Raw genomic sequence first — 6,599 nt, forward strand, 5'->3', positions numbered from 1 at the left:
CTAAACAGGCCGCCGCGGTGAGCTCCGGACCCAGTGGACCAGCTCGTATGCCACCGAGCGGGCCAGACGGACTACGACGCGATGGCCAGGCGCAGATCAGAAGCCGAGTTCGCGAGCCCCTTCGGCCGACGAGTCCCGCAGGAACTGCGCGCAGCGGGCCTCCTCGTCGGTCTCGCCGATCGCCCGGGCTGCCCGGGCCAGCGCGGCGAGGGACCGGAGGAAGCCACGGTTGGGCTCGTGCGACCACGGCACCGGGCCCTGGCCCCGCCAGCCCGACTTCCGCAGCTGGTCGAGCGCCCGGTGGTACCCCGTCCGGGCATAGGCGTAGGCCTCGACGTCCCGGCCGCCTGCAGCGAGAGCCCGCTCGGCGAGGGTCGCCCAGGTCGCGGACGAGGTCGGGATCGCCCCCGCCACGGCAGCAGGATCCTCGCCCGCCGCCAGGCGTGCGGTCGCCGGGTCCTCGGGCAGCCGCGTCTCAGGGATGCCGAGCAGGTTGCCGTCGCTCACGCGTGCGTCCCAGCTGAGCGGAGCGCCTCGCACGCCTCGACGACACGCGCAGCCATGCCGGCCTCGGCGGCCTTGCCCCACGCGCGGGGGTCGTACTGCTTCTTGTTGCCGACCTCGCCGTCCACCTTGAGGACGCCGTCGTAGTTGCGCAGCATCCAGTCGGCGACCGGTCGGGTGAAGGCGTACTGCGTGTCGGTGTCGACGTTCATCTTGATGACCCCGTGGTCGACCGCTGCCGAGATCTCCTCGGGCAGCGAGCCGGACCCGCCGTGGAAGACGAGGTCGAACGGGCGGGCGTCGTCACCGAGGCCGAGCTCCTTCGCCGCGGCCTGCTGGGCCTGCAGGAGGATCTCGGGACGGAGCTTGACGTTGCCCGGCTTGTAGACGCCGTGCACGTTCCCGAAGGTGAGGGCCGTCATGTACCGGCCGTTCTCGCCGGCACCGAGCGCCTTGATGGTCGCGATCGCGTCCTCGGGCGTGGAGTACAGCTTCTCGTCGATGGCGCCGACGACGCCGTCCTCCTCACCGCCGACGACACCGACCTCGATCTCGAGGACGATGTTGGCAGCCTTGGCGAGCGCGAGCAGCTCCTCGGCGAGCTCGAGGTTCTCGTCGAGCGGCACGGCCGAGCCGTCCCACATGTGCGACTGGAACCACGGCAGCCCGCCCTGCTGCACCCGCTCGGTCGACGCGGCGAGCAGCGGCCGGACGAAGCCGTCCAGCTTGTCCTTGGGGCAGTGGTCGGTGTGCAGCGCGACGTTGACGGGATAGTTCTTCGCGACCTGCTCGGCGTAGGCGGCAAAGGCGAGGGAGCCGGCGACCATGTCCTTGACCGACGGACCGGAGAGGTACTCGGCGCCACCGGTGGAGATCTGGATGATGCCGTCGGACCCGGCGTCGGCGAAGCCCTTGAGGGCGGCGTTGAGGGTCTGCGAGGACGACACGTTGATGGCGGGGTACGCGAAGGAGCCGGCCTTCGCGCGGTCGAGCATGTCGGCGTACACCTCAGGGGTGGCGATGGGCATTGCTTCTCCTGCGCGTGGGGTTGGCGGGGCCTTTGTCGGCCCCACAAGAATCCTGCCACGTGTGCCGCTGCGCCGGGACGAGTGCCTACGTGCCGGTTGGCCGACGGCTCAGTCGCCACCATCCCGGGCCTGCGGCCTGAACAGGTAGGGCGTCGTCGTCGCGACCCGGCGCAGGCCCAGTCGGCGCAGGATCGGCTCGGAGTCCGGTGACGCATCGACCCGGACGTAGCGCTTGCCGCGGGCGAGCGCGAGCCGGGCCCGGTGGAGCAGGGTCGTGCGGTACAGCCCCCGCCCGCGCCAGTCCGGGTCGGTGGACCCGCCCCACAGCCCGACGAAGGGACTCTCGTCGTACTCCGACCTGGCCGAGCACAGCACCGGGCCCTCCCGCGACTCCTCGACGACGACGACGTCGACCGTCTCGGGGTGGTCCCGCCAGCGCTCGAAGAGCGACTCGCCCACCCACGCACTCTCCTCCCCCCAGACGCGGCGGTAGAGGGCCCGGATGCGCTCGAAGTCCTCCTTGTCCTCGGCGGCGCGGACGACGAGACCCTCGGGGAGGTCGATCTCCTGCTCTGCGAGCGGGGCCGTCTCGCCGAGGATGAGCGCCTCGTCGTCGTCCTTGACGAAACCGGCCGAGAGGAGCAGGTCGCCGAGGTCGGCCGGTTCGTCGTAGTCGTAGGTCTTCCACTCCAGATCCTGGCCGCGCTCCGCGAAGTAGTCGCGCTCGCGGACGATGAGGGCGGCGGGGTCGGCGCCGAGCCCATCCGGCGTCTCGACCGTGGCGTAGCCACCCGGGTCGAGGGTGTACTGCCGGCGGACCAGGTCGACCTGCTCCATGCGATGGCCCGCCGGCTCGGGCGGTAACACGAGCCGGACGGAGTCATGGAAGACGCGCAGCAGATCGCTCTGGGTCAAAGAGGCATTCACAGTCGCAAGGGAAGCATGGTCGAATCCCTACGTCATGCCGAATACACGATCTCTCTCCCCTGTCGCCGCGCGAGCCCTCGCCGACGCGACCCCTGACGTCTTCTGGACCGACCGCGCCGAGCGGCCTCCCGCCCGGTCCCAGCTCACCGGCGCCGGGCACCGGGCCGACCTCGTCGTCGTCGGTGGCGGTTACACGGGCCTGTGGGCCGCCATCCAGGCGAAGGAGGACGACCCCGCGCGGGACGTGGTCGTGCTCGAGGCGGGACGCCTCGGGACCGGCGCCTCGGGCCGCAACGGCGGCTTCGTCTCGCCGTCGCTCACCCACGGACTCGCCCAGGGGCTGGCCCAGTGGCCCGACGAGATCGAGACGCTCGAGAGGCTGGGCGCCGAGAACTTCGCGGCCATCGAGACGGCGCTCACGGCATACGGCATCGATGCGGACTTCCACCTCCCCGGCGAGCTCACCCTCGCGCTCACCGACCTCCAGGTTCCGGCCGTGCGGGAGGCCTACGAGCTGCACCGGGCCCACGGAGTCGATGTCCAGCTCCTCGACGCGGCGACCGCCCGGGAACGGGTGGCCTCGCCGATGTATCGCGCCGGGATGTTCGACCCGCACGTCGGCCTCGTCGACCCGGCTCGGCTCGTCTGGGGTCTCGCTCGCGCCGCCGAGAGTCTCGGCGTGCGCCTCCACGAGGACACGGCGGTGACCGGTTTCGAGACCGACGGCGCCGGAGTGCGGGTCCGCACGGAGTGGGGCAGCGTGCACGCGGGGCGCGTCGTCGTCGGGACCAACGCCTACCGTGGCGTGCTCAAGCGGTTCAGCGCCTGGGTCCTGCCCGTCTATGACCACGTCCTCATGACCGAGCCGCTCTCGCCGGGGCAGCTCGCCGCGATCGGCTGGCAGGGTCGCGAGGGCCTCACCGACGCGGGGAACCAGTTCCACTACTACCGGCGCACCCTCGACGACCGGATCCTCTTCGGCGGCTACGACGCGAACTACCACTTCCCCGGCCGGATCGACGCCGACCTCGAGCAGTCGGACGCGTCCCACGGCCTGCTCGCAGAGCACTTCTTCCGGATCTTCCCCCAGCTCGACGGCCTGAGCTTCACCCACCGGTGGGGTGGGGTCATCGACACGACCTCACGCTTCACGCCCGTCTTCGGTACCGCGCTCGGGGGGCGGTTGGCCTATGCGGTCGGTTACACCGGCCTGGGGGTCGCGTCCACCCGTTTCGGTGCCCGGGTGGCCCTCGACCTCGTCGACGGCAGGGACACCGAGGTGACCCGCCTGGAGATGGTGCGCCGCAAGCCGATCCCCTTCCCGCCAGAGCCGATCCGGTCGGCCGCGGTGCGGACCACGCGCGCCTCGCTGGCTGCCGAGGACCGCACCGGGCGCCGCAACCTCTGGCTGCGGGCGCTGGACCGGATCGGGGTCGGCTTCGACTCCTGAGCCGGTCCACACAGCTCGGACGGATGGCCGCACTCCTGGTTCGTGTGCAGCGTCGGCGGACAGGTGCGCCGTGCAGCCCGCACTGCTGCCCCAAACCTGCCCGTCGACGAGAAGTGCGCGCTCCTAGCCCGGGATGACGACGAGGTCACGCGGCCGGTTGTTGAACCGCTCCGCCCCGTCCGCCGTCACCGCCACGATGTCCTCGATCCGCGCGCCCCAGCGACCCTGGAAGACGATGCACGGCTCGATGCTGAACGTCATTCCCGACTCGAGCGGGAGGACGTTGCCCTCGACGATGTAGGGCTCCTCGTGCACGTCGAGGCCGATGCCGTGCCCGGTCCGGTGGATGAAGTGGTCGCCGAGACCGGCCTCGACGAGCACGCGCCGGGCTGCCCGGTCGACGTCCTGACAGGTCACCCCCGGACGGACGGCGTCGACGGCAGCCTGATGCGAGGCCTGGAGGGCGGCGTACGCGGAGGCCACGTCGGGCTCGGGCGCCCGCCCAACGGCATACGTCCTCGTGCTGTCGGAGCAGTAGCCCGACGGGAGCGGCCCGCCGATGTCGACGACGACGACGTCACCTCGCTCGATGACCCGGTCCGAGAGCGCGTGGTGGGGGCTCGACCCGTTGGGACCGGAGCCGACGATGACGAACTCCGCTGCGGCATGGCCTTCCTCGACGATCGCGGCGGCGATGTCGGAGCCGACCTCACGCTCGGTGCGACCCGGCCGCAGCCACTCGGCGATGCGGGAGTGGACGCGATCGATCGCCGCCCCGGCCGCTCGCAGCTCCGCGAGCTCCTCGGGTGTCTTGCGCATCCGCAGCTCCCGGACGATCGGCCAGGCGGGGCGCTGGTCGGTCGCGCCGGCGTCACGCAGCTGGAAGAGGTGCAGGGCCGTCGTCGTGTCGCTGAACGCCATCGGCCCGGGCGGCAGGCCCGCCAACGCGAGGGCGTGCGCATCCTCCCCGTCGACCCACGGGCGGACCTCGACCTCGAGGTCGTCGAAGGGGATGTGGCCGAGGCCGGCGTACTCCAGCTTCGGCACCACGAAGCACGGCGCGACCGCAGGGTCCGCCGGCACCACGAGAGCCGTCAGCCGCTCGAAGGACCCGCCGCCGACGCCGATGAGGTAGCGCAGGTCCGATCCGGGTGAGACGAGGACGGCTGACACACCGGCCGCCTCGGTGAGGCCCCTGAGCCGGGCGAGGCGGCCGCGCGCGGTCGGGACGTCGATGGTGGAGGACAGGACACCCATGCCGTCGACCCTATCCGGGAGCCGCACTGAGCCGTGCGCCGCCGCGAGACGTCAGTCCTCGATGCGGAAGCCCACCTTGAGCGTCACCTGGATGTGGCCGATTCGCCCCTCCTCGAGGTGCCCCCGGATGTTCACCACCTCGAACCAGTCGAGGCCCCGCATCGTCTTGTTGGCCCGGGCGATCGCGCCTGCGATGGCGTCGTCGACGGACGACTCGGAGGTCCCGACGATCTCGCTGATGCCGTAGGTGTGTCCTGCCATGATGGTTCCTCTCCACCTCGTCGCCGACCTCGTTGTCGGAGTCTCCATCGTCGGGGCGGCAGTCACATCGGTCAACGTTCCCTTTTGGGTGGATTCCGCCATCCCCTGACGAAACCTTGACCAGCCTCTGGGAATTCTTTGCCGTCAGGAGGGAAACGGCAGAGCACGTCGCGCCTGTTCCACTCCTAGCGTTCGGGATGCCGCTCCCGACCGGAGGGCGGTCCCCCGACCCCAGGAGTCCACACCATGCGCGTCACCACCTCCCGGACCCTCACCGTCGCTGTCGCGGCTGCCTTCGCCGTCGGCGGCGCCGTCACCTCGGCCGCCGCCGTCCCCCTCGCCGACGACAGCGGTTCGGTGCCGACCTTCCAGGAGTTCGCCGACTCGACGTACCACGACGGCCAGGTGTTCGTCGTCAACGGTGACGAGGCCGTCGACAGCACCGGCGAGCTGCGCCAGTTCTACGACGACATGCTCGCGACGCCCAGGCACACCATCGACGACGGCCTCATCGTCAACACCGTGCAGGGCCGCGACGACACGTGGTCGCAGGCGCAGGTCGGCAACCTCACGTACTGCGTCAGCACGAAGTTCGGCTCGCGGCACGCCGACGTCGTCGCCGCCATGCAGGGCGGCACGGCCCTCTGGGAGAACGCCTCCTCGGCGATCGACTACGTCTACGTCCCGAGCCAGGACGGCAAGTGCAACACGCGCAACAAGAGCGTCGTCTTCTCGGTCGAGCCCGTCAAGACGACGCAGTACATCGCCCGAGCCTTCTTCCCGAGCACGCCGAAGCGCTCGCGCAACATCCTCGTCGACGACTCGATCTGGAGCGCCGGCTCGTGGACGCCGGCGAACATCATGGGCCACGAGCTCGGCCACACGCTCGGCTTCCGCCACGAGCACACGCGCCCCGAGTCCGGCACCTGCTTCGAGGACAACAACTGGCGCCCCCTGACCCCCTATGACTCGGCGTCGATCATGCACTACCCGCAGTGCAACGGCTCGTCGGACGACCTCAGCATGACCTCGTCCGACGCCGCGGGCGCCCGCGCGCTCTACGGCAGCTGACGGTCGCTCCCGCAGTCCGCGAGCCCGTCCCCCACCGCGCGGGGGCGGGCTCGCGCCATTCATCCGTATGCCGCTGGGCCGGCTCGGGCGCCTACGTCGCC

The 6,599-nt window shown here is 71.0% G+C and carries 7 protein-coding genes; 2 read left to right on the forward strand and 5 right to left on the reverse strand.

Features of this window, described 5'->3' with window-relative positions; all coding sequences use genetic code 11:
* Positions 1-96: 96 nt before the first annotated feature.
* The 3 genes from LOY02_RS16990 to LOY02_RS17000 all read right to left on the reverse strand — a co-directional run bounded on the left by LOY02_RS16990 (position 97) and on the right by LOY02_RS17000 (position 2,447).
* A complete protein-coding gene (locus LOY02_RS16990) occupies positions 97-507 on the reverse strand; it encodes a DUF3151 domain-containing protein (RefSeq protein ID WP_317183554.1) in 411 nt (136 codons plus the stop codon).
* Positions 504-1,532 (reverse strand): class II fructose-bisphosphate aldolase, encoded by a 1,029-nt coding sequence (gene fbaA, locus LOY02_RS16995; RefSeq protein WP_317183555.1) that lies wholly within the window; start codon positions 1,530-1,532, stop codon positions 504-506. Before fbaA ends, LOY02_RS16990 begins: the two co-directional genes overlap by 4 nt.
* Positions 1,533-1,640: 108 nt before the next feature.
* The gene (locus LOY02_RS17000; RefSeq protein ID WP_317183556.1) at positions 1,641-2,447 is read right to left on the reverse strand and encodes a GNAT family N-acetyltransferase; all 807 of its coding nucleotides are present in this window, start codon (positions 2,445-2,447) and stop codon (positions 1,641-1,643) included.
* A gap of 46 nt (positions 2,448-2,493) precedes the next feature.
* Here LOY02_RS17000 and LOY02_RS17005 point away from each other — a divergent pair, with 46 nt between their 5' ends.
* Positions 2,494-3,909, forward strand: coding sequence for an FAD-dependent oxidoreductase (locus LOY02_RS17005; protein WP_317183557.1), 1,416 nt, complete (start codon positions 2,494-2,496; stop codon positions 3,907-3,909).
* Between the two features lie 123 nt (positions 3,910-4,032).
* On the opposite strand, the gene LOY02_RS17010 is transcribed toward LOY02_RS17005, so the two are convergent.
* Positions 4,033-5,166, reverse strand: coding sequence for a Xaa-Pro peptidase family protein (locus LOY02_RS17010; protein ID WP_317183558.1), 1,134 nt, complete (start codon positions 5,164-5,166; stop codon positions 4,033-4,035).
* 51 nt (positions 5,167-5,217) lie between these two features.
* Complete coding sequence (locus LOY02_RS17015) at positions 5,218-5,427, reverse strand: dodecin (protein ID WP_317183559.1); 210 nt, start codon at positions 5,425-5,427, stop codon at positions 5,218-5,220.
* Between the two features lie 246 nt (positions 5,428-5,673).
* On the opposite strand from LOY02_RS17015, the gene LOY02_RS17020 reads away from it, so the two are divergent.
* On the forward strand, positions 5,674-6,498 hold the full coding sequence (locus LOY02_RS17020) for a M57 family metalloprotease (protein WP_317183560.1): 825 nt from the start codon (positions 5,674-5,676) through the stop codon (positions 6,496-6,498).
* Positions 6,499-6,599: the final 101 nt, after the last annotated feature.

The sequence above is a fragment of the Intrasporangium sp. genome (assembly GCF_032907665.1).
In the GTDB taxonomy this organism is placed as follows: Bacteria; Actinomycetota; Actinomycetes; order Actinomycetales; family Dermatophilaceae; genus Intrasporangium.

Excerpts from the sequence above, each read along its gene's own strand:
- fbaA (WP_317183555.1), bottom strand. The coding sequence starts at position 1,532 with ATGCCCATCGCCACCCCTGAGGTGTACGCCGACATGCTCGACCGCGCG.
- LOY02_RS17005 (WP_317183557.1), top strand. The coding sequence starts at position 2,494 with ATGCCGAATACACGATCTCTCTCCCCTGTCGCCGCGCGAGCCCTCGCC.
- LOY02_RS17010 (WP_317183558.1), bottom strand. The coding sequence starts at position 5,166 with ATGGGTGTCCTGTCCTCCACCATCGACGTCCCGACCGCGCGCGGCCGC.
- LOY02_RS17015 (WP_317183559.1), bottom strand. The coding sequence starts at position 5,427 with ATGGCAGGACACACCTACGGCATCAGCGAGATCGTCGGGACCTCCGAG.
- LOY02_RS17020 (WP_317183560.1), top strand. The coding sequence starts at position 5,674 with ATGCGCGTCACCACCTCCCGGACCCTCACCGTCGCTGTCGCGGCTGCC.